The organism is Streptomyces sp. NPDC060209, from assembly GCF_042728155.1.
Lineage (GTDB): Bacteria > Actinomycetota > Actinomycetes > Streptomycetales > Streptomycetaceae > Streptomyces.
In genome coordinates this window covers 1-1,748 of sequence record NZ_JBHWZS010000564.1, presented here as the reverse complement: position 1 = coordinate 1,748, position 1,748 = coordinate 1, and the positions used below count along the sequence as shown (strand labels likewise).

General features: G+C 69.9%; 1 protein-coding gene. It reads right to left on the bottom strand.

Annotated features, from left to right (window positions below):
• On the bottom strand, positions 1-1,748 hold a 1,748-nt coding region (locus ACFWFI_RS42595; protein ID WP_387401325.1), incomplete at both ends, for a polyketide synthase dehydratase domain-containing protein.

Here is a 1,748-nt window from a genome sequence, read left to right as displayed (position 1 = left end):
GCCACCACACCCGGCAGCAACCCGGCCACATCAGCCACCGAGCCACCGTCCACATCCACCAGCACCACCCGGCCCGGCTGCTCCAACTGCACCGAACGCACCAACCCCCACACCGCAGCCCCCGCCGGATCACCAGCAGTGGCATTCCGGGTGAGCACGACGAACGGCTGGGCGCCCGGATCCGATTGATCCGCCCGGCTCTGGAGGGCGGCGAGTGTCCGCACCACCAGGTCGTGCGCGGCCTGCGGACCTTGCGTCGACGGCTCGGTCGTCAGATCGAGAATGTTCTCCGGCAGTACGGCCTCTGCCCCCGGAGCGGGCGAGGCAGCCGCCGGGTGCCAGTCCACGCGGTACAGCGAGTCCCGCACCGTGGTGTCGGCGCGGGCCGACTGATCGGCAAGGACGGATCGGAGCACGAGTGAACCGATCTCGGCGACGGACTGCCCGGCGCCGTCCGTGAGGGTGAAGGACACACCCTCGCTGTCGGCCGGTCGGGCGTGCACGCGCAGGGCCGTCGCACCGACCGCGTGCAGAGAGACGTCGTTCCATGCGAACGGCAGGAGTACCTGCCCCGGTTCGGCCGTCGGTGCCGCCCCGAAGTTCGCCGCTTGCAGGGCCGCGTCCAGAAGCGCGGGATGCACCCCGAACCTCCCCGCCTCCGCGATCAGCGCCTCCGGCAACGCCAGCTCCGCGAACACCTCCCGGCCCCGCCGCCACGCAGCACGCACACCCTGGAACGCCGGACCGTACACATACCCCTGCTCCGCCAACCCCTCGTAGAACCCATCCACCGACACCGCCACCGCACCCACCGGAGGCCACTGCGCAGACTGGACGAGGGGAGCAGGAGCGTTCGAGGACAGGAACCCGCTCGCGTGCCGTGTCCATGGTCCTGTCACATCGGCGTTCTCGGGGCGGGAGTACACCGCGACGGTACGGCGTTCGGCGAGGTCGAGCAGTGGCCGGTCCGGTTGCTCATCGGCACGCAGGTCCTCGTCGGCGACGGTGACCCGTATCTGCACAGCACCCTGTTCAGGAAGGGCGAGCGGGGCCTCGATGGCGAGTTCTTCGACCGCCCCCAGATCTGCTTCGTCCGCGGCGCGCAGGGCGAGCTCCAGCAACGCGGCCCCGGGGACGAGCACAGTCCCCGCCACCGTGTGGTCAGCGAGCCAGGGATGGTCCTTGAGCGACAGCCGGCCGGTGAGCAATGCTCCGCCGGCTTCCGGCAGATGCACCACCGCACCCAGCAACGGGTGGTCGGCCGCCCGGAGCCCGACCGCACCGAGGTCACCGCTCCCCCGGCCGCCGGATAGCCAGTAGTGCTCGTGCTGGAAGGCGTATGTGGGCAACTCAACGCGTTCGGGGGCCGGTTCACCGTACGAAGTCGACCAGTCGACCGGAATCCCACGGACGTGGAGTTCAGAGGCGGAGAGCAGGATCCGGTCCGGTCCGCCGTCGTCACGGCGAAGGGTCCCGGTGACCACGCTCGGGAATTCCGGCTGTTCGTCCAGGGTCTCCTGAATGCTGTGCGCCAGGACGGGATGTGCGCTCACCTCGACGAACGCCTGAAAGCCCTCTGCGATCAGGGCGGCGGTCGCGTCGGCGAAGCGCACGGTCTGCCGCAGGTTGCGGAACCAGTAGCCGGCGTCCAGCTCCGCGCCCTCGACCCAACGTCCGTCCACCGACGAATACATGGGGACAGTCGCTGTCTGTGGCTTTACGTCGGCCAGCACGTCGGCCAGTTCGTC